This window comes from Sphingomonas sediminicola, from assembly GCF_014489515.1.
Taxonomy (GTDB): domain Bacteria; phylum Pseudomonadota; class Alphaproteobacteria; order Sphingomonadales; family Sphingomonadaceae; genus Sphingomicrobium; species Sphingomicrobium sediminicola.
Map to the genome: position 1 here is coordinate 867699 of NZ_CP060782.1, position 20187 is coordinate 887885.

Here is a 20187-nt window from a genome sequence, read left to right on the forward strand (position 1 = left end):
GCCACAGCGGGTGGCATGATCAAGTGTGCCTGCCATCCAGCGGAGGGGCGGGCATGGGCGACGATGCGGGTGACTCGAACCGACTGAAGCAAGCCGATGCCGCGAGTTACGACGCAACCGCGACGGATTTCGATTATCTCACGGATCGATATTCGACGGGGATCGCCTCGCGGATCCTGGCCGTCGTGAAGGTCGAACAATCCGATCGACTGCTCGACCTGGGTACCGGAACCGGCCTTCTTGCACGGCTGGCCGCCGAACGGGGGGCGAATGTCGTCGGGATCGATCACTCGGAAGGGATGCTCGACCGAGCGCGGTTGAAGGCCAAGCTAGCGACCTTCCAGGTCATGGATGCCGAAGCGCTCCAGTTCGAAGACGGCTCATTCGATGTCGCGGCGACCCTGTATGTCCTGCGACACCTGCCCAATCCTCGAGCCGCCTGCCGTGAGCTGCATCGCATCCTGCGACCCGGTGGAAAGCTGGTCGCAGCGGTTGGCGCGAGACCGACCCCCTTCTCGGCGAGCGCCGTAGCATCGGGAATTGGCGCCCTGTCAGACCGCCTGTTCGCCGCGGTGGGGCGTCGTGCGCTGTCGCCCGAGTTCCTGCGCAGGTTTCTTGACCGACAAGGAGTGCCGTCGAGCAGGGGACATGCCGCGCACCACGGAAATGAAGATGTGAGCGGGATGCTCGCGGCAGTGGGATTCAAGAACATCCGCCGGGAATGGTGGGGAGAGCGCTTCCAGCTGACGCCGGAGGAATTCTGGGACGTGCAGGCGGTTTTCGACAGCGAAGCCAGGGAACGCCTGACCGCATTGCCGGACGCGGAGGCGGAGAAGCTGAAGCGAAAGTTCGTCAGCGAGTGTAAGGTCCTTGCAGACCGGGGCGCCTCTCTGGTGTATCGTACGGGCGCGATCATCTATTCGGCGGAGCGCTGAAAGCGTCCTGGCCTGGGGCTAATGAAGCCACACCTTCGCACCGGTAACCCGGAAATATGGCGAGATGATCAGGAAAAGTGGACGCAGCACAGCGGATTGCGACACGGCGTTGAAAAGCCGTGCGAGTTTACCCTTCGCCTTGTTGAAATAGGCGATATGTGCCTCGGGAACTGTCGGAACGATGATGCTGAATTGAAGGTGGGTACGCCGGCGCAAGCGCCTGGCTAGCCGGAAGCTGCTCATCAGGACCGTGTCCGAGTAGACCTTGCCGCTCCGCCACCGGACGTACGACGCCTGCAGTGATCGCGGCAGCCATCCCACGCCCCAAACGAAGACGTGAGGCTCTGCGGTCAGACTGAACCGGTTTGGAGTGGAAAATGCGGCGCGGCCGCCGGGCTGAAGGACCCGATCGATCTCGGCGAGATAGGCGTCGGGATCGTGGACGTGCTCGATGACATCGAGCGAAACGACTGCAGGCACGCTAGAGTCCGCCAACGGCAAGGCCTCTGCCATCGCGGCGGCCAGCATCGGCCTCCCGCCGCATTCGCTCACGAACTTCTTGGCAACGACCAGCCAGGTCATCGACACGTCGATCCCGATCAAACATCGACCGGGCTGCAATTTTGCTGCCGCGGCCATGAGCATGCCGCCGCCGCAACCGAGATCGAGGAATGGGCCGTCAGCGACGACCGGCCTGAGCCAGCTCTTGAGGTCCTCCCGAAGTTGGGCGCTTCCCTGAAGGACTTCCCGCGACCGACGAGCGATCCTGGCTTCGTCCCACCCGTGACGGCGAGAGTACACCTCGGTGACTAGCTCTTTGAGAGGGAGATGGGCAGCCGACAATTCGCGCGCAGTCTTGGTGTCGTCGATAGCGTCGATCCAACTTGGGATCGACAGTCTCAAATCCGGTATGCCGTCGATGACGTCGAATTCGCGATTGCAGCCTTCGCAGGTTAACCACATTGCGCGATTCTTGAGGACGCCCTTGCAAGCCGGGCATCGCCTAAGCGGAACAGGAAACGCGGCCGTTCGACGCATGCGTTCCTCGCTGCATCAGCCCACCGTCCAAACGCGTGATACTTGTTCGGCCCTGCGATGCACGCGCAAACTCGGAACAACTGACTGAACTGGACGGGGAGTGCGCCCTGCCTCAAATTGGGACGAGCGGGACTCGGCCATTGTTAGGCTTGCCAACTTTCGTTAAATTAACAATGATTTAGAAATGCGGGGCCCGAGCATGAATCTCCACCCAGCCGGCTCGTTCGGCGCGGCCGATGATGTCGGTCGCAAGTCCGAAGCGTCGACGGTTGCCATTATCGGTGGGGGCCCAGCGGGGCTTACTGCTGCTTACGAGCTTCAGAAACACAGCGAAGCGTATCACCCCGTGGTCTTCGAAGAGAGCGACCAGGTTGGCGGCATTTCCCGCACGGAAATGTACAAGGGCTATCGCTACGACATCGGCGGGCATCGCTTCTTCACCAAGGTGAAGTCGGTTGAGGCCCTGTGGAAGGAAGTGCTGCCAAACGATTTCCTGCAGCGCCCTCGGATGAGCCGCATCTTCTATCGGAACAAGTATTACGACTACCCGCTGAAACCACTCAACGCGCTTCTGAATATGGGTCCGTATGAGTCCATGCGGATCATGCTCAGCTATGCGAAGTGGAAGGTTCGCCCGAGCCGCGAGGAAGTCACTTTCGAGCAGTGGGTGACCAACCGCTTCGGCGGACGCCTCTTCTGGCACTTCTTCAAGTCCTACACAGAGAAGGTGTGGGGAATCCCTGCAATGAGATCCGTGCCGACTGGGCGGCCCAGCGCATCAAGAACCTGTCGCTTCGCAAGGCTATATGGAATGCCTTTTCGGGCTCGAACGACACGCACAGCCTGATCGAGAAGTTCGACTATCCGCGCCTCGGCCCGGGCATGATGTGGGAAGCGTTCCGCGACCGTGTCGAGGACCAGGGCGGCGAGGTCCGGATGGAGCAGAAGGTCCGCCGGATCTTCCGCGACGAGAACAGGGTTCGCGCCGTTGAGGTCGAGAATGCCGACGGCTCAACCTACGAGTTCGCCGCGGACCAATTCATCTCGTCCATGCCGATTTCAGCGTTGGTCGAAAATATGGTTCCGCCGGCTCCAGACCACGTCCGCGAAGCCGCCAAGAAGCTTCGTTATCGCGACTTCCTGATGGTCACCCTGATCATCGAGGGCGAGAACATGTTCCCGGACAACTGGATCTACATTCACTCGCCGGACGTGAAGGTCGGCCGGATCCAGAATTTCCGGTCCTGGTCCGAGGAAATGATTCCGGAGCCGAACCGTTCGAGCCTCGGCATGGAGTATTTCTGCAACGAGAACGACGAACTCTGGGACAAGGATGATAAGGAGCTTCTGGCCCAGGCGGAGCGAGAGCTGCGCACGCTGAACCTGGTCGGCGACGCTCCCGTGCTCGACGGTAAGGTGATCCGCCAGCGCAAGGCCTATCCGCTCTACGATGGCGATTATCGCGACGCGCTCGAGACCATCCGCGAGTGGCTGGCGACAATCCCGAACCTGCAGGCGGTCGGCCGTAACGGGATGCACCGCTACAACAACCAGGACCACTCGATGCTCACCGCCATGCTGGCCGTGAAGAACATCCTTGGCGAGAATCACGACCTGTGGGCCGTGAACGTCGAGGAGGAGTATCACGAGGAGGTCAGGGAGCCCGAGGAATCAGAGCAGCGCGCGATGGGGCATTCCGAGAGGCTTCAGCCGACCAGGATTCTCGCAGGGGCGAAATGAACTGTGCGTCAGCCGGTTTCCATCATCGTTCCGGCGTACAACGCTGAATCCACCCTTCCCGAATGCTTGAGCGCTCTGCGGGCGGCGATGCGGCCCGGGGACGAACTCATGCTGTTCGACGATGGATCGACCGATGCGACGCGCAGTATCGCCGAGGCAGCCGGAGCTAAGATTGTCCGTAATGCAGGCTCCCCGAAAGGCCCTGCGCACGGCCGCAATGTCGCGGCTGCCCACGCAAGCCAGCCCTACATTATGTTCGTCGATGCTGACGTGATCATCCACAAGGATGCGATCGAAAAGTTGGCTGAAGAGGTTGAGCGGACAGGCGCTGTCGCGGCGTTCGGATCATACGACGATCATCCGCGCTCGAGGCGGCTGCCGGCGCTCTACGCAAACTTGCGGCATCACTTCGTGCATCAGTCGGGCAATCGCGATGCGACGACCTTCTGGACGGGCATCGGGCTGATCGAGACCGAGGCGTTTCGGGAGTTTGGCGGCTACGACGACGTCCTGTTCGCGCATCCCAGCATCGAGGATGTCGAGCTGGGGATGAGGCTGATCAATTCGGGTAAGACGATCCGACTGGTGCCCGAAGCGCAGGGCACGCACTGGAAGGACTGGACGCTCTGGAGGGTGTGGCACACCGACGTTGTGCGCCGGGCGCTTCCGTGGTCTCGGCTTATTGCCGATGGGCAGCTGGCGGTGCCGGACCTCAACCTTGCCAGGAAGGAGCGAATCCTGGCGCTTACGGCATTCTCCATTCCCGTGTTTGTGATTGGCGGATTATTCGAGAGCTACTTCTGGATTGGAGCTGGAGCGCTTATCGCATTCTATCTGTTCGGTATTCGCAAGTTCCTTGGCGTCCTGACCCGCCGAATGAATCCGCTTCAGCTAGCCGGCGCGGCCGCGATGCACTGGTTCTATCACTTATACGCGAGCGTAACGTACGCGCTGGTGATGCTGGGGACCCGGATTGGGCTCCGGCGTCACGCGGACCGCAACACGCCGGTGCCGCTGAAGCGCGCCGAACTAGCCCAGTAACGCCGGCCAGTTTACGATCTCCAACATGCCGAAAACTCGGGTCGCCATCGCGGGCCTCGGCAGGGCCGCCAAAGCCATTCATATTCCGGCGCTTCGGAAGCTGCCGGACGTTAGCGTCATAGGCGGTTACGACCCCGTGCCGCAGAATATGGATTTTCCGGTCTTTGCGTCGCTGGATGAGCTGCTTGCGCTCAAGCCCGAAATCGTTGTCATCGCAACGCCTCCAGCCGCGCATCTTGTGATCGCGGTTGCAGCGCTGCAGGCCGGGGCGCACGTCTTTTGCGAGAAGCCGCTCGCCAATAGCGTCGAGGAAGCTGACGAGATCGCCGCTGCCGCCAAAGCGGCCGGACGACTTGTCTGCGTGAACAGCGAATTCCCGTTCATGCCGACGCATCTCGCAGCCGCCCGCGAGATCGGGAGCGACCGGTTCGGGCGGCTGTTGTTCGTGGAAGCGCGCCAGACCTTCGTCGTGACTGACGAGACGGAGGCCGGCTGGAGGGGCGAGGACCTTCAGCGGACCTTCAAGGAATTCGGGACCCACGTCATCGACTTGTGCAAGGCTTTCTTCGGAGAGCAGCCGAAGGCGATGCAGGTGCGAATGCCTCGCCCCTTTGCGGCAGGCGGCCCAGATTACCTCAACTTGGTCCAGCTGGAATTCAGCGGCGATCGCGTCGCACAGATCACGCTCGACCGACTGACCAAGGGACGGCACCATTACCTCGATCTTCGGCTCGTCGGCGAGAAGGGAACGATCGAGACCAGTATCGGGGGAAGCGCGGAGGTGACCCTCGGCCTGAGGCCTCAGGGGCGCAAACCCTTCGTCGATCTGGGTGTCCACATGGGCGGTGTGGCACGGCTTTATCATGGAGATCGCTACACGACCCTGGCGAAGGCTCCGCTGGACCTCTTTGCCGACGCGACCGCACGCCTCTTTCGGGATTTCCTCGACGCGATCGGCGAAGGGCGAGAACCGCCCAACGGCATCGCGGAGGCGCGGAACACGCTTGATCTGGTCTATCGCTCCTATGCGGAGGCGGAGGCACGACGGTCTTGACCGACTTGGCCCTCGCGATCGCTACCAAAGGCGAGTGGGATCCGGACGCATTGCTGTCTGCCATTCGAAAGGCGGGAGTCCCGCCTTCCGTCGAAATCCATGTCGCATGCGATCCCAAATTTGTGCCTGCGACTTCTACAACAGGACTGACGATCCACTTGCGAGATGGCAAATCGCTGTTCGAGCTGTGGGGTGTGGCGATCGACCGAACCAAGGCCGGGTGGGTCGCCATCCTTCACGCTGATGCGCTCCCGGCACCTGGCTGGTTTGCCGCCATGGCAGAAGCGATCGAGCGGGAAGGTTGGAGCGACGGCTATTGGGGCCCCGTCGAGCCTGATTTCGGCCCAGATGATCCTCGTACGGTCGGGTACTTCACCGAGTACGTCCAGTTCCGCTGGCCGATCCCGATCGACATGAAAGAGGTCCCTGGAAGCAATCTCGTATTGCCTCGACAAAGACTGGGATTCCCGGGCGACGATTTTTCCAAGACCAAGCTGCTTGGCGAAGGCTTTGCACCGAAGCTCGTAGAACAGGCTCGCGTTCGATACGCCCGTTCCTACCGGTTCGCCGAATATTGCGGGCGCCGTTTCCGCCATGGCCGCGCCTATGCGGCCAAGCGCACGCCGAAGCTCTCGCTTCTGAAGACCATCCCGATGACCCTTGTCCTGCCGGCGGTACGGACGGACCGTATTCTTGCCCACGCTTTTCAGCATCGGCAGGGCGGCCTCTCCTGGCTGCGTTGGTTCCCTCGGATCTTGATCGCCGAGACCTGCTGGTCGGCGGGCGAGCTGGTCGGCTACGTCACCGGCCGCCCGGGCGATCCGTCCCAGCTCGACTAGGGTAGGGCGGGCAATTTGACGCAGTCGCGGGTGGCTTCGCTCGCATAGGTCGCCTGGGCGATCTGGACGGCGCGCAATCCATCGGCAGCGACCGCCAGTCGCCCACTGTGCGGCTTGCCATTCGCGGCTGCCACGAAGTCCGCGAGTTCCTCGACGAACGTCTGGATGACCGTGCTCTGCCAGCCCTTCACCTTCTCTCGAAGGATGGCCTTCGGATAGAAATGGCGCTGAACCGATTTGCTGCCGCCCGGTTTGTCGAGCTTCACGACGGTGGCCATCATCGGAGCATAATAAGCTCGCGCCAATCCGCGATCGCCGTAGGCTTCGATGTGGAAGCGGTAGCCGCGCCATTCGTGCCAGCTGGCTTCGATCGAAGCGGTCGTCCCTTCCGCAGTCCGAAGCAGTGCGATGCCCTCGTCCTCGACGCCCAGCTTCCAGACCTTGTTGGTAGCGAAACCGAAGACCTCGGTCGGATCTCCGATCATGTAACGGACGAGATCGATCACGTGCGTGCCATTGTCCATGAGCGCCCCGCCGCCCATGACTTCCTTGTCGTACATCCAGGGTGCTTTGAACTCAGCGAGCCCGCTGTGCCCGGTGTAGGCGCGGACATGAGAGAGCGTTCCGATGTCGCCGGATGCGACGACGTCCCTGACCAGCTTCAGCGCATCGAAGTAGCGGTGGTTGTATCCAACGGTGAGCAGCGTGCCAGCCTTGCGCGCCGCGAGGATCATGCGTTCGCAGGCATCGGGAGTGGCGGCCATCGGCTTTTCGACCAGCACGTGCTTCCCCGCTGAAGCCGCAGCGACCGCCAGGGGTTCGTGAAGTGGAGGAGGTGTGGAGATGATGATTGCGTCCACGTCCTTCGCGGCAACCAACTCGTTGGCGTCAGCGTAATAAATTGCCTCCGGCGCGGCCGAGCGGGCTCGGGCCCCATCAAGGTCACTGACCGCTACGAGCTCGCAAGAATTGGATTTTGTGAGGGCGTCCGCACGGATCTTTCCGATCGCCCCTGCTCCGATGAGCCCGAACCGCATGACTTCGCTCAACTGGCTTCTTCCTTCACGAACAGGGATTGGAACACGGGTCCGGCCACGACCAGGACTGTACGAAGCAGCGGCACTTTGGCGAGCCCGGAGTACAGGCCTGCTGCAAATCTGAAGAGCCTCGAGCGGCCTTTGAGCCCGGATGCGTCGAATTCCAATGGTCTTCGATCGACCTGCCGAAGCCCGGCTGACTTCGCCATCCGCCGAACCGAGCCGGGACTCACGAAGCTGACCGCGCGAAGGATATCGACGCCGTGGCGGCGATTGAGCATGTTTGAGCGCAATCCGGCGGGTACCAGGCCTGCCGCCCAAACGCCGGTCGCCGGATGGGGCCCGACCCACCGCCGGTTGCTCGACGAGACGTAGAGACGGCCACTCTGCTCCATTACACGACCAGACTCGCGCATGGCGGCGTCGGGGGAGCGCGTGTTTTCGAGAAGGTCGCTTGCCATCACATGGCTGAAAAGCTGATCGCGGAAGGGTAGGGCCTCGGCGTCGGCACAGACGAGCAGGGCTTCGAAGCCGAGATCTTTCAGCCTCTTCTGGGCGATGACTAGCCAGCGTAGCGCGATGTCGACGCCGGTTCGCCGTTCGAAACCGTCCTTTGCGGCAACGAGCGCGCCACCGCTCCCGCAACCGAGGTCGAGGAGCGAACGCCCTCCGGCCGGTGCGAGGAAGTGCATTGCGGGCGCAGCACGATCGGCCGCTCCCATGACGTAGTTTGTGAAATGCTGCGCGAGCCGGTCGGGGACATCGTCCGTGATTGAGTAATAGAAAGCGACCAGTGAGGCGAAGTCATGATCCAGAGCATAGGCGTGAAGCTTGCCGGCCTTCGCCCTTTCGTCCTCGAGCGACAGATACTGATCCCCGCCCAAGCGAAAATCGGGGATCCCGAACAACACCGGGAAGTCGCGATTGCACGGGCCGCAGCGGTAAGCGCCGTCCTTCGCTTCAACAGGCGAGCGGCACGCGGGGCAAATGAATTCGATCGGTGCCAGCGCGGTCATTCGATCATCGCGAGGGCGTCGCCCGGGCCGCGAAGCGCCCGACGCTCTCGCCGAGGGCCCAGACGCAATAGAGCGTGAGGAGGTAGGGGGACGCCCGCAGCATTTCCTTGCCGAGACCCTTGGCCTTGGCGGCTTTAACGGCTCGCATGAGCAGTAGGGGCGGCAGCGCTAGCGACGCAAGCGAGGCCAAAGCCCGCTTGGGCAATGCCGCATGGCCGAACCGTAGGCCGGCGAAATAGCGCGAATAGATGAAGCGCTGGGACGCGAAGAGACGCCACGAGAACCGCTTCTTGTGTAACATCACCAGCTCGTTGAGTGACAGGAAGCGTCCGCCCTTTTCGAGCAGGAGCGGATGGACCGTCGTTTCCCAGAATCCGCTCGTCAGCAGCTCGCGCGGAATGCCTTCGAGCGCGCTGCGCCGGTAGGCGACGTTCATGCCCGGCAGAATCGCGCTGTCGCCCTGCGCAACGGGCGGAGAGAAGAAGCTGTATTCGCAAAGGTAGGTTGCCCAATCGAGGCCGGTGTCCGTGACGCCGTTGACGACGCTTCCCCCGACCGCGACGAGTTCGGGCCCGCCCTGGTCGAAAGCCTGCTTGATAGTACGCGCCCAGCCCGGAGTTGGAACACAATGGTCCTCGGTGACCGCGACGATCGGCGCGCTGCTCGCTTCGTAGGCCAGGGTTCGCATCTCGGTCAGCGTCATGCCGGGTGGGCAATCGATCAGCCGTACATGCGGATAGACTCGCCGGATGACGTCGGTGAGCTTGTCCTGCAATCGGTCGGCGATGACGATTTCGCAGCGCTCTCCGCTGACCACGGGATCGAGCGCTTCGATCGTCTCGATTACGCGGTCCGTGTCCTCGGTGCTGACGCGCCCGAGCACGACTGCGATGCTTTCCCCCGAACTCATTCAAGCGTGCCTTTTCGACGGGCCAGCGGCGTTGCCGCGCAGCTTTCTGGTCAATGTTGAAGCGTAACCGCCGGCTTCACCTGCCGACCAAGCTAGGGTGAACCAGAATAGCCACGGAAATCCGGCGAAAAGCTTGCCGCGATAAGCCCTCTTCTTCGCAATCCTGGAGATGATGCGCGCCAGCAGGAGAGGCGGCACCAGCAGGCTCGAAAGTAGCAGGAGCAAGTTGTGCGGGAAGCTCCCGCGCTCCGCGCGCTCGACCCCGTAGGCGCGTCCATGGAGGAAGCGCTGACGTGCAAAGCTAACGGTCGAAACCGTGCCATGGTGCACGACGACCAAACCAGGATCGATTGAAAGCTTCCGTCCCGCAGCATGGAAGCGGCGATGAAAGGATGGCTCCCAGAATCCTTCCTCCAGCAGGTCCGGATGCTCGAAGATGGCGGCGCGGTCATAGATAGCATTGTCGGCGGCGATCTCGTTCGTTTCGCCCGCCTTGAGAGGAGGTGCGAACGCGGAATAGCGCAGGAAGAAGATCGCCCAGTTGCGGGCGGACGACCGGGGATCATTATCGATCACTCCGCCCACTCCGGCCCAGCGATCGAGATCCGCCGACTGCAAATGATAGATCCAGCGAGGATCGGGGACGAACTGCGCGGTTGTAAGCGCGACCCGGCCGCCGCGGGCACGCTTGATCCCCTCGCTCCACAGCACTGGGACCAGCGTTTCTTCGGGAAACGCATGGCAACCTATTCCACTGCTGGCGTCTGGCATTGATCCGGCGCAGCAAAGGATTACTTCCGTCTCGTCACCGCGGGATTTGATGGCGTCGAGCAACGCCGGGACGTTTTCCGCTCCGTCCTTTACCGCCAGGACAATGCTGAGCGTTGGCTCGGTCATCAGTAGCCACGCAGTCGTCGGAGCGCACGCCGCAGTGCGATGTACGCGTGCGCAGGCCCGCCGGCCAACGCACGAACGAAGGTCGGAGACCGCAGATAATGTGTATCCAGCCGAGGCAGAGCGTCCGCGGCCGAGCGAGGATCGAGATAATCGAGCTTGGTCGTGAAGGAGCCGCGGTAACGCTTGCTGGCGATCGCTCGGACCCGGCCGTCATAATAACCGTAGGGATAAGCGAAATAGCGCGGGCACCTGCCCAAACGAGATTCGATAGCGGAATCCGCTTCCTCCATCTCGGCGTCGATCTGCGCATCGGTCAGTTTGCGCAGGTCAGGATGGCTTGCCGTATGCGCTTCTATCCTGAAACCGCCGCTCTGGATGGCCTCCAATTGGCTCCAGTCCATGAGGTTGAAGGGTGTCGCGCGATCGGGTTGACCTGGCCAGCGATTGTCGCCGCCAACCCAGTTCGTGATGACGAAGACATGCGCCGGCAGCTTGCGCTCGGCGAGGATCGGCATCGCCGTCTTGAAGACGGTCGAAATGCCATCGTCGAAGGTCAACGCGACGCCATTCGCGTCCGGATCGGCAAGGAGTTCGTCGAGATCGAGTACCGGCAATCTCGCCTCGTCCAGCGCATCGAGCATTCGTTCGAGGCCGGCTGGCGAATAGGATAGTGGGCCGGGCAGGTCGTCGATCGAGTGGAAGGTGAGAACTGCGCGCATCTCAGTTTCGCTTGCCCAGCACTTCTTCGACGTGCGCAAGATAGTCCGCGACGTGCCGTTCCCGAGTATAGCGCGTTTCGTAGCCAGCGCGTGCCAGGGCGCCCAGCCGATCGCGAAGTGGGCGGTCACTGACCATCTGGCGAATGGCCTCGGCGAGCTCCTCGTCTCCGTCGTAGAGTAGGCCGCCGCCGGTGACCTGGACGATCTCGGCCGCGCCTCCGGTTCCCTTGCCGACGATCGCGGGCGTTCCGCAGGCGGCCGCTTCGACGAGGGTTAGTCCGAAGGTTTCCGGCACGATGGACGGGATGACGATTGCTGCGGCACTCGCATAATGTTCGGCCAAGGCTTCCTGATCGATCTTGCCAACGAAGCGGATATTTGAATGGCCGGCGTATCTGGCCGCGAGGTCGGACCTCAACTCGCCTTCGCCGATTACTACCAACTCGATATCGGGCATGTCCGCGGCGACGCGGACCAGGCTGGCGATGCCCTTCAGGGTCATGACCCTGCCCGCGAAGACAATCCGGTTTGGTCGGACTTCGGGAGGTTTCGTCGGACGGTCGACGGAGGAAAAGAGCGGCAGGACCTCGATTGGTGCCCTGATGCCGTTTTCCCGGTGCATCTCCGACGTGAAGCGGCTGGGCGCGAGCAGTCGGTCCATTCGCTTGAGACACCGATCCCTCAGGCCCGTGTATCGCCAGAGTTGCGGCGGAAGCCCGGAGCGGATCGAGCATGAAAAGCAGGTCCGGCGATCGCAGGCGTGGCTCCGGTTTTTCCAGAGAACGTGGGTAGGACAGATCAGCCAGTGGTCGTGGAGGGAGAGAAGGCGGGCCCGAGCTTTGCCCATGCCGAGCACGCCCGGAGCGCCCATCAACGAGATGTTGTGGAAATGGAGGACGTCGAACGGCTCGGCGAAAAAGGACGCCAACGCCGGGGCGTTCAGCGCAGGACGGCCGGTCTGATGACTTACGAGCGGCGCAAGAATTCCCGCGGGATGGCGAAGCCGGTGTACGCTGATCCCATCCTCGACAGTCGTGTCGGGCTGACCCTGGTCCGAACTGCGAACGAAATAGGCGTCAGTGGAGGCGATGACTTCGACCTCGTGGCCCAGTGCGGCGACGCTCTTCGCGAGGCTGCGCACGTAGGTCGCGTCGCCGCCGTAGCTGAATGGCGGATAGAAGGTGGTGACCATCCCGAAGCGCATCAGGCTCTCCCCTCGCGTGTGCTTCGAGGAGGTCCATCATTGCTGACGCGCTGTGGCTCCAACTCAGCTCGGCGGCACGCGGCAGGCACTCCATCTTGAGATGAGCAAGCAGTGCTGGGTCCCCGGCAATCTTCGCAATCGCTTCTGCAATGTCGTCCGGATTGCGAGGGTCGAAGAACAGCCCCGCTCGTCCGACGACTTCCGAAACTGCTCCGCCTTCGGTTGCGATCACGGGCGTTCCGCAGGCGATGGCTTCCGCCGCAGGAAGTCCGAAGCCCTCGCTGAACGCCGGCATGGCCACGGCGACAGCGCCGGAATAAAGCGCGGGCAACACCGGTTCGGGTACGAAGCCGGGAAAATGAACGCGGTCCTCCAGCCCGTGTTCGGCGATCAGGGCGCGCAATTCCTCAACATTGGAGTGAAAGCCGCCCCCTTGGGATCGCCGGCGAGGACCAGGTCGAGATCGTCCAGCCCGCCGTTCCCGATCGCTCTGGCGAAACCTTCGATCAACCCGGCGAGATTCTTGTGAGGCGCTAGGCCGCCGACGTAGAGGAGGAGGCGTCGATCGAGCGGAAGCCCGAGGTTCGACCGCGCGGCTCGCAGCTCTTGCTCGTCCGTAATCGGATGGAACTGCTCATCGGCGGCCTCGAGGATGACGCTGATCTTCCGCCGCGGGATGTGGAGATAGCGGACGATCTCCTCGCGGGCCGCTTCGGAGACGGTCGCAATGTGCCGCGCAGATCGCTTCGCCAGCCAGACCTTCAGATTCCAGAACAGTCGTCCGCGCAGCGTGGGAAGGACGAGCCTCGTGAAATGCTCGGCGATCGCGTCGTGAAACGTCACAACGGTCGGAATTCTGCCGCTGACCGGGTACCAGGAATAGACGGCAGGAAACCAGAAGACGTCAAGCGGCCGGCTCGATGCCTCCCGCCGAAACGAGAGCAGGTCTCCGACACTGCGGCTACCGTCCGCAACCGCCGAGTCCGTGACGGTCGCGGACGTTTCCACTCGAACGATATCCACGTTCGGGCGGATCATCTCGTCGACTGGTTCCTGATCGACGAAGAGCACGAACCGGTGGCCGCGCGGATCGTCGAGCATCGCTCCAAGCTGGCCCCGCGTGAAGCGGCCAAACCCGCGCTTGTTCCACCACGTCGTCGCGTCGACGCCGATGGACAGGTGGCCGGTCACTGCCAATGCTCCAGACCCTTGTGGGACGGGCCCGCCAGAGCACCGGCGAACTCGCCCGCCGCCCAGGCTGTGTGCTGAAGCGCCAGCCAGCCGAGCGTTGGAAGGGAACGACGTTCGGCGGCGGTTGCGGTCTTAAGGCTGCGAAGCGTCAGGACGAGTGGAAGGAGGAAGGCCTTGCCGGCCCTGCCGATGCGGCCGGCGAGCTCCGCATGCTCTGCCTCTGCGCTGCCGTAGATGCGGCCGTGATCGAACCGCGTCCGGAGTCGGGCGCCTTCGGGGTACGCGTGGGCGTAGGTCACGGCCATATCCGACGACCAAACGACCCGACCGTCCTTGCGCAATTCGCGGAAGACGATTTGATCGACGAGACCCTCTGAACCCTTCATCGTTTTCAAAAGGGCATCGCGGCGGAACGCGAAGTTGCAACCGGGCAGGGTAAGTGTCTCGCCAGCCGCTTTGCGGTCGCTGAAGCTCCCGTATTCGGAGATCGCTAGAGCTCGCGTCGAAGCCGGAAGGCCGGCAGAGATTCGGACTGGTCCGCCGCAGGCCGCTGCTCGCTCGCCACCGAGCTTTTCGACCGCCGCGTTCGCCCAGCCCGGTGCGGCAATCACGGTGTCCTCGACCAGCGCGACCAGCCCGGTTGTCGCCAGCTCCACGGCCCGTCTGCGTTTCGATGGAATGTCTAGGCTGTCGGCTCGTCCGACCACGCGGCCGGACGCATCTGTGATCGTCCCGCCGCGCTGAATGATGAGTAGGGCAGGTGCCTGCGATCTCGCAGCTTCCACGCAGCGCGCGAGCGCCTCTCCTCCGACGAGAGCGACGATGATGACGGTGAGGTCGTCAGCCACTTCCGGACAACTCGATAAGGCGGTCGCGGGCGGTCGCCACGGCAATCGCCTGCTCGGCAGTGATCGGAGGCGCGACCGTCCGCGGTTCTCGAACTGCCCGGTAAAAGACATCGACCAAGTTCGTCAGTCCGGGATAGGCCAATTCCGACCGGATCGCGCGGAGGACGAGGTTTCGCCCGGCAGCGAACAGCCCCAGCCCGTCGCGGATGAATGGCGCGGCCATCTTCTGCGCCCTCGAGACATTTCCGGGCAGAAGGACTGCGTAATCGTGAAAGTTGTCGAGCTCGACCGTGCCCCGGTCTGCCGTCACTGTCGTTCGGAAGCGGGTTGGGCGTCCGCTCATGCTCATCGCGATCGTCAAAGCGACATCTCCGGACTGGGCAAACATCTGCCATTCGCCCGGGCCCGTCCGGAAACAGGACCATTCGAGCGCGCCGACATCGGAAGTCGGGAGGAGCGTCTGAATCATCGCTAGCGGATGCGGCAGAATTTCCCCGACCAGCTCGTCGAGATCCATTCCACCGCGATCTGCGCCGGCCGAGCAGATGTCGAAAGCGATGTGCCGAACCGGGCCGAGCCGCGGAAAGCTTTCGATCGCCGAACAGACGCTACGCTGGAACGCATATTGGTGGGTTGGGCAGGCGAAGCGCCCGGCCGAAGCGAAATTGTCGAGGACGAGCCGCGTGTCCTCGGCCGTTGCTGCGAGCGGCTTTTCGATGAGCGCGTGAAGTCTCGCGTCGGCAGCTAACTGGGCGAGTTCGACGTGTGTGCCAGCCGGCGTGCAGATGTGAACGACATCCGCCTCGCTGGCTCTGACGGACTTACGGAAGTCGGCAAACGGCCTGGCAGATCTGAATTGACTCGCAAGCGACGACGCAGCTTGCGCATCCCGATCGACGATGGCGACGATCGCTGCACCAGCGGCGGCCGCGGCGCGCGCGTGATAGCGTCCCATCAGCCCTGCACCGACGAGAATCGCGCGCGATGGCCTTTGGGGTTCGGAGCTCCCTTCCTTCGTCACGGCCCAACACTACTCCGCCTGCAGTCGCCTCGCACTCGTAACAAGTTGTTGCGCGTGCCTAAAGCAAGTCAGCAAGTCGCGGTGCTGGCACCGGTTTGTCCCAGAACGGAACTGCAAGCGCTTTACGCGGTTAGCCGTTTGTGGAGGGGAGAATGCCGTTGAACCGTTCAATGCCTTTGCAACTGTTGGCAGCGCATGCCTTCCGTCTCAGCCTGTATCTCGCCTACTGCTCAAGTCTCCTTGACTACCTTAAGACAACCGCCGCTGGTGAGCTCAACGCCCGCCGCCGGATCCTCGGTTAGCGGCCCGGCCGAGGAGTTGCGTCTCCTGTTTTCAACGCCTGTCCGCCTCATGGAAGTTGATCGTTAACGGCCCCGGAGGGGCAATGCTGGTCCTATTCGGTGAGATGGAGAGCGACTTCTCCAGGCCGGGAATTGAGCGGAAGCTATTCCTTCAAGGAGTTGTTCGACGTCCGAACGTTGGGTAAAGATTTCAGAGGCGGTCAGATTATCGCGGGAATGCATGCATTTACGGATTGATAGTGAATGAAACTCAGATCCGCCCCGCAACCGCGACCAAGACAAGCGCATCGGGCGACAACGATAGCGGCGCCCTCGGCTGAAGAAGCAGGCACTCGCCAATCGAGGCTCCTTCGGTACCGGAGGAAGCGGATCCGTGAAGCGGCATTACCCATCGTTGCCGCGATGCCAGCGATTGAGGAATGCCTTCGGTTGAACTGGCGCGAATCACACTGAAACTGGCCTCATCGACTAGAATACGATCATTGGAGGTGCTCGAGTTGATTATCGAGTGGCCGACGTACGGCTTCCGTTGCGAAACGCTGACAGCGTCGTCGAGGTGGAGCTCGCGCGGCCGTCCGTAATCGTAAAGTCGGTAGGTCACATCGGCGTTCTGCTGTATTTCCATGAGTGCGATTCCGGCGCCAATCGCGTGGATCGTGCCAGCAGGAACATAGAAGAAATCCCCGGCCTCGACGGGCCGCCAGTCCAGCATCTGTTCGATTGAGCCATTGATTGCGGCCGCCCGCAATTCATCCTCCGTGACCGCTGCCTTCAGCCCCAAGCCCAGTCGCGCGCCGTCATCGGCATTGAGGATGTACCAAGATTCGTTCTTGCCGCTGGCCAGGCCGCGAGCGCGGGCTTCATCATCGCTCGGGTGGACCTGAACCGAGAGGTTTTCGCTAGTGAAGATGTACTTCACGAGCAGCGGCGGGTCCGCGAGTTCCGCATGAGTGAACCATATTTCGCCAACTCTCTGCGCTGAGGATGTACCGAACACGGGATCGAGATCCGTTCGACCCCATGGCTTTTCCACTGCGCTTCTCTGTAGCTTCACAATAGGTCCTTCCAATGCTCGCTTGGCGGATGGCGATGAGACGAATCCGAGCCGCGGTCCAGATGTTAGCCCTTTCCGATCTGAAACGATTTGGGACAGCGCAATCAATCCGGATGCGCCGAGGCCTGTATCAGCATAAAAGTCTGCAATTCTAGGTTAATTTTACAGTGCATAAGTCATTGACAGAATTACGATTGTCGGCAATTTGAACAATGGGGACGAGGTCGCGGTGAGGGTGGAGGATCGATGCTCGGAAGGTTGGCAGCTTTGGCCAGCGCCGCGTTGCTCACGGGCGGAAGTGCCTGTGCGATGAGCACTTCCATGCCATCGACTGCCGGTTGCCGCGTGATCGATGGTGAGCTCCTCCCTCCCAATTCAGGCGGTGAGACCGCTCTCTGCGACGCAATTGCGGTCGCCGCGGCTAAGCACGCTCCAGGCGTGGGCTACACCGTCGAAGTTCGGGTTCTGCCGAGATCGCGTCTGTCGGCGGCGATCACGATGAGCGACGGTCGCAAACTCCCGGAGAAGAACTTCGTGAGGATGGACAGGCCCTGTCGATGGGGGCTTTTCAAAGCTTTGCCTCGGCAATCGCGATGGAACTGGCGAAAGCCGGGTCCGGCAAATCATAGTTCCGGTGCTGAAGGAAACGGAAAGCACTTAGGAGCAATCTATTCGGAATTTGGTGTCGCCGAATAACCGGACAAATCCCGTCGGCGCTTGTGGGGAGCAGAGAACTTGGTCGATACTATCGCGGGCAATGCGTCGACGACCGCAACCATTTCGGTTGGCGGGTCAGTCACCAGCACGATTGACACGATCGGGGATCACGATTGGTTCCGGATAACCCTAACGGCAGGCCAAGCAATCACCGTTTCGCTGAACGGAGTGACGTTGAGCGATCCATACCTTCGAATTCTGGATGCTGGTGGGAATGTCGTCTTCAAAAACGATGATTTCGGGGGTCTCAACTCGCAGATAAGCTTTCAGGCGACGCAATCGGGGACTTACTACATAGATGCCGCTGCGTGGGCGGATCCGCAAAATCCAAATGCCAGTTATCCGGGCGTTACCGGCGACTATCAGCTGAACGTCACCGCTTGGACCCAACCTCCCGTTTGGACCAATGATCAGATCGCCCAGCAGTTGGTTTCAGGTTATTGGGGCGACGGCATGCATCGCTTCGTCCTAGACCAAACTAGGACGATTACAGTCAACATCAGTGGAATCTCAGACCTGAACGGTCAGAATCTCGCTCTGACAGCTCTTCAGCAATGGAGCAGCATCACTGGCATCAATTTCGTCCAGACTTCCGGTGCAGCGCAAATCACTTTCACCGATAATGATCCGGCAGGGGCGCATTCACCGATTCCAACTACTCGGGCGCAGACATATCGGACTCGCACGTCAATATCGATGCTGGTTGGCTGTCGACGTACGGCTCAAGCGTGGGGGGCTACGCATATCAGGCCTATCTTCACGAAATCGGGCACGCACTCGGTCTTGGGCACGCCGGGAACTATAATACGACTGCAAATTATCCGTACGACGCGCTTTACCAGAACGACGCCTGGTCGACGTCGGTCATGTCGTACTTCAGCCAGACCGAGAACACCTACTTCGCGGGTCAAGGCTTCGACAGCGCGTACCTGGTTACGCCGATGGTAGCCGACATACTGGCTATGCAGCAGATGTACGGGTTGTCGACGACCACCCGAAATGGGGACACGACCTACGGCTTCAACTCAAATGCGGGCAATCCGTATAACGCTGCGGTTCTCTTCAATGTCGCCTACACCATCTTCGATACTGGCGGCACGGATACGATGGATTTCTCTGGGTACGACGTCGCCCAGGTACTCAATCTGAATGCCGAATCATTTTCGAGCGTCGGTACTCTCGATGGAAATGTCAGCATCGCCCGAGGGACGACCATCGAGAATGCGATCGGTGGCGGAGGCAATGACAGCATCATCGGCAATAGCGTCGCAAATGTACTGACTGGCGGCGATGGCAGCGATACGATCACCGGCGGCGCCGGCAACGACACCTTCCGGGATTTAAAGAGCGGCCTTAACGGCGATACGATCACGGACTTCGGGGTTGGTGATAAGATCGTGTTCACCGATGCGGTTCTGAACGGGTTCACTTTCAACCTCTCCGGCAACACGCTTACCTACTCGGGCGGCTCGCTGACGCTGTCCGCGCCGGTCAGCGGAACGATAGTTGCCAGCGCTGCACAGGGGGGTGGGGTTCAATTGGCCATCCAAGTGACGCCATTCAGCGCCGAGAATTTGGTACTGACCGCGTTTGGTTACAGTGCAGGCGGCTGGACTTCGGACGATCGCTATCCGCGCGAGATGGCCGATGTGAATGGTGACGGCCGCGCGGATATCGTCGGATTTGGCAACGACGGGGTCTTTGTCGCGCTCGCTAACAACAGCGGCTCATTCCTGCCGTCGCAAGTCGCTTCACTTAACTTCGGTTTCAACCCGGGTGCGGGAGGCTGGACTTCGGACAATACCTATCCGCGCGAGTTGGCCGATGTGAACGGCGATAATCGCGCCGACATCGTCGCTTTCGGTGAGGGTGGCACCTATGTCGCGCTGGGGCAGGCTAATGGTACGTTTGGGGCGACCTTCGTCGCAACGGGCCAGTTCGGACATTCGGTCGGAGCCGGGGGATGGGCTTCGGACGATCGGTACCATCGCGAATTGGCTGACGTGAACGGAGACAATCGGGACGATATCGTCGGATTTGGCAATGACGGCGTCTACGTTGCTTTGGCCAATTCCAACGGGACGTTCGGCGCTGCCCAGGTCGCTTCGGTAAACTTTGGTTACAACGTGGGTGCCGGAGGCTGGACCTCGGACAACATTTATCCACGTACGCTTGCCGACGTGAACGGCGATGGTCGAGCGGACGTCGTCGCGTTCGGTGAGGGAGGCACGTATGTTGCGTTGGGGCAGACAAACGGCACTTTCGGAGCGGCCTTCGTCGCGACTGGCGAATTTGGTCGGTCGGCGCCGGCTGGCGGCTGGACTTCGAACGAGGTCTATTATCGCGAACTTGCGGACGTAAACGGTGACGGCCGTGCCGACATTGTCGGCTTTGGCCAGAGCGCGGTCTATGTCGCTCTCGGCCAGCAGAACGGCACCTTCGCTGCTTCCCAGGTCGTTTCGGGGAACTTCGGGGCCGGTCCCGAGGCCGGAGGATGGGGAAGCCAAGACACCTTCCCGCGGCACCTCGCCGACGTCAACAACGACGGCTTCGTTGATATCGTCGGATTCGGGGCAAGTGGCGTTTATGTCGCGTTATCAAACTCGGACTACTGGCTCTAAGAC

The 20187-nt window shown here is 61.6% G+C and carries 18 protein-coding genes and 2 pseudogenes; 8 read left to right on the plus strand and 12 right to left on the minus strand.

Going from position 1 to position 20187, the window contains the following annotated elements:
* Positions 1-53: 53 nt before the first annotated feature.
* Positions 54-935, plus strand: coding sequence for a class I SAM-dependent methyltransferase (locus H9L14_RS04760; RefSeq protein WP_187709426.1), 882 nt, complete (start codon positions 54-56; stop codon positions 933-935).
* Positions 936-953: 18 nt separating this feature from the next.
* On the opposite strand, the gene H9L14_RS04765 is transcribed toward H9L14_RS04760, so the two are convergent.
* On the minus strand, positions 954-1898 hold the full coding sequence (locus tag H9L14_RS04765) for a methyltransferase domain-containing protein (RefSeq protein ID WP_187709427.1): 945 nt from the start codon (positions 1896-1898) through the stop codon (positions 954-956).
* Between the two features lie 259 nt (positions 1899-2157).
* Between H9L14_RS04765 and H9L14_RS16930 the strand changes: the two genes are divergently transcribed.
* Genes H9L14_RS16930 through H9L14_RS04785 form a run of 5 tightly spaced genes read left to right on the plus strand, consistent with a single transcriptional unit; the run spans position 2158 to position 6647 of the window.
* Positions 2158-2820 carry an NAD(P)-binding protein gene (locus H9L14_RS16930; protein ID WP_343070234.1) on the plus strand — a complete coding sequence of 221 codons (663 nt, stop codon included), beginning with the start codon at positions 2158-2160 and terminating at the stop codon, positions 2818-2820.
* Entirely contained in the window at positions 2703-3713 is a 1011-nt protein-coding gene (locus H9L14_RS04770) for an FAD-dependent oxidoreductase (RefSeq protein ID WP_343070235.1), read from the plus strand. The genes H9L14_RS16930 and H9L14_RS04770 overlap by 118 nt, the downstream gene beginning before the upstream one ends.
* Before the next feature lie 3 nt (positions 3714-3716).
* Complete coding sequence (locus H9L14_RS04775; RefSeq protein WP_187709428.1) at positions 3717-4754, plus strand: glycosyltransferase family 2 protein; 1038 nt, start codon at positions 3717-3719, stop codon at positions 4752-4754.
* A gap of 25 nt (positions 4755-4779) precedes the next feature.
* Positions 4780-5808, plus strand: a complete 1029-nt coding sequence (locus tag H9L14_RS04780; protein WP_187709429.1) for a Gfo/Idh/MocA family protein — start codon at positions 4780-4782, stop codon at positions 5806-5808.
* On the plus strand, positions 5805-6647 hold the full coding sequence (locus H9L14_RS04785) for a glycosyltransferase family 2 protein (protein ID WP_187709430.1): 843 nt from the start codon (positions 5805-5807) through the stop codon (positions 6645-6647). The genes H9L14_RS04780 and H9L14_RS04785 overlap by 4 nt, the downstream gene beginning before the upstream one ends.
* On the opposite strand, the gene H9L14_RS04790 is transcribed toward H9L14_RS04785, so the two are convergent.
* The 11 genes and pseudogenes from H9L14_RS04790 to H9L14_RS04835 form a co-directional block, all read right to left on the minus strand.
* Positions 6644-7696, minus strand: coding sequence for a Gfo/Idh/MocA family protein (locus H9L14_RS04790; RefSeq protein WP_187709431.1), 1053 nt, complete (start codon positions 7694-7696; stop codon positions 6644-6646). The genes H9L14_RS04785 and H9L14_RS04790 overlap by 4 nt on opposite strands.
* The gene (locus H9L14_RS04795; RefSeq protein WP_222949925.1) at positions 7693-8700 is read right to left on the minus strand and encodes a methyltransferase domain-containing protein; all 1008 of its coding nucleotides are present in this window, start codon (positions 8698-8700) and stop codon (positions 7693-7695) included. Before H9L14_RS04795 ends, H9L14_RS04790 begins: the two co-directional genes overlap by 4 nt.
* A 4-nt stretch (positions 8701-8704) precedes the next feature.
* Positions 8705-9610: a glycosyltransferase family 2 protein gene (locus H9L14_RS04800; protein WP_187709432.1), complete on the minus strand. Its 906-nt coding sequence runs from the start codon at positions 9608-9610 to the stop codon at positions 8705-8707.
* The gene (locus tag H9L14_RS04805) at positions 9611-10507 is read right to left on the minus strand and encodes a glycosyltransferase family 2 protein (RefSeq protein WP_187709433.1); all 897 of its coding nucleotides are present in this window, start codon (positions 10505-10507) and stop codon (positions 9611-9613) included.
* A complete protein-coding gene (locus tag H9L14_RS04810) occupies positions 10507-11226 on the minus strand; it encodes a polysaccharide deacetylase family protein (protein WP_187709434.1) in 720 nt (239 codons plus the stop codon). The genes H9L14_RS04805 and H9L14_RS04810 overlap by 1 nt, the downstream gene beginning before the upstream one ends.
* A 1-nt stretch (position 11227) precedes the next feature.
* On the minus strand, positions 11228-12430 hold the full coding sequence (locus H9L14_RS04815) for a glycosyltransferase family 4 protein (RefSeq protein WP_187709435.1): 1203 nt from the start codon (positions 12428-12430) through the stop codon (positions 11228-11230).
* A 127-nt stretch (positions 12431-12557) separates the two neighbouring features.
* Positions 12558-12833, minus strand: a pseudogene (locus H9L14_RS17335) (glycosyltransferase); the annotation flags it as partial.
* Positions 12821-13621 (minus strand): glycosyltransferase, encoded by an 801-nt coding sequence (locus H9L14_RS04820; RefSeq protein WP_187709436.1) that lies wholly within the window; start codon positions 13619-13621, stop codon positions 12821-12823. The gene H9L14_RS04820 and the pseudogene H9L14_RS17335, both read right to left, overlap by 13 nt.
* Positions 13618-14469 (minus strand): hypothetical protein, encoded by an 852-nt coding sequence (locus tag H9L14_RS04825; protein ID WP_187709437.1) that lies wholly within the window; start codon positions 14467-14469, stop codon positions 13618-13620. The genes H9L14_RS04820 and H9L14_RS04825 overlap by 4 nt, the downstream gene beginning before the upstream one ends.
* Positions 14462-15490: a Gfo/Idh/MocA family protein gene (locus H9L14_RS04830; RefSeq protein WP_281389429.1), complete on the minus strand. Its 1029-nt coding sequence runs from the start codon at positions 15488-15490 to the stop codon at positions 14462-14464. Before H9L14_RS04830 ends, H9L14_RS04825 begins: the two co-directional genes overlap by 8 nt.
* A gap of 552 nt (positions 15491-16042) precedes the next feature.
* Entirely contained in the window at positions 16043-16846 is an 804-nt protein-coding gene (locus H9L14_RS04835; RefSeq protein WP_343070236.1) for a class I mannose-6-phosphate isomerase, read from the minus strand.
* Between the two features lie 735 nt (positions 16847-17581).
* Here H9L14_RS04835 and H9L14_RS17340 point away from each other — a divergent pair.
* Both H9L14_RS17340 and H9L14_RS04840 read left to right on the plus strand, forming a co-directional pair.
* A pseudogene (locus tag H9L14_RS17340) lies at positions 17582-17848 on the plus strand (PPC domain-containing protein); the annotation flags it as partial.
* Positions 17849-18291: 443 nt separating this feature from the next.
* Positions 18292-20184 carry a M10 family metallopeptidase C-terminal domain-containing protein gene (locus H9L14_RS04840; protein ID WP_187709439.1) on the plus strand — a complete coding sequence of 631 codons (1893 nt, stop codon included), beginning with the start codon at positions 18292-18294 and terminating at the stop codon, positions 20182-20184.
* Positions 20185-20187: the final 3 nt, after the last annotated feature.